Here is a 431-nt window from a genome sequence, read left to right on the forward strand (position 1 = left end):
TTGCTCGAGGTCGAACAACGCGCCGGGGGCACGATCCTGGTCACGAGTCTGTTCGGAACCAGGCGGGTTGGCTACCCGGCAGCTCCCTGGGCCTTGGCGGATCCCTGGCAGAGCTCCCGAACCACCGGTGGGGTGGCGGCGCCGCCTGCGGATCCTGAAGCGGTGATCCCCACGGTCTCACCGCCAGCGGTCATCGCGCCGAAGGCCTTCACGATCGAGTCGAGCAAGATCGAGTACGAGTACGAGAAGTATCAGGACCTGCAGATCTGTTTATGGGGTCGGGTCCAAGACGTGCCGGATCCTTCCTCCCCGTGTCCCGAACGGGGCCGTTACGCGATGACCACCCACGCCCACGCGGCCAGGAAGCGGCGTTTGAAGCGTAATGCCGGTGCTTACGGGCCACCGGCGATCCATCGGCCCGATGACCGGGA

The 431-nt window shown here is 65.9% G+C and carries 1 protein-coding gene; it reads left to right on the forward strand.

Annotated features, from left to right (window positions below):
- On the forward strand, positions 1–431 hold a 431-nt coding region (locus tag ACT3S6_RS15915; RefSeq protein WP_444555780.1), incomplete at both ends, for a hypothetical protein.

It is taken from the genome of Arthrobacter sp. AOP36-C1-22 (assembly GCF_052377515.1).
Taxonomy (GTDB): domain Bacteria; phylum Actinomycetota; class Actinomycetes; order Actinomycetales; family Micrococcaceae; genus Arthrobacter_H.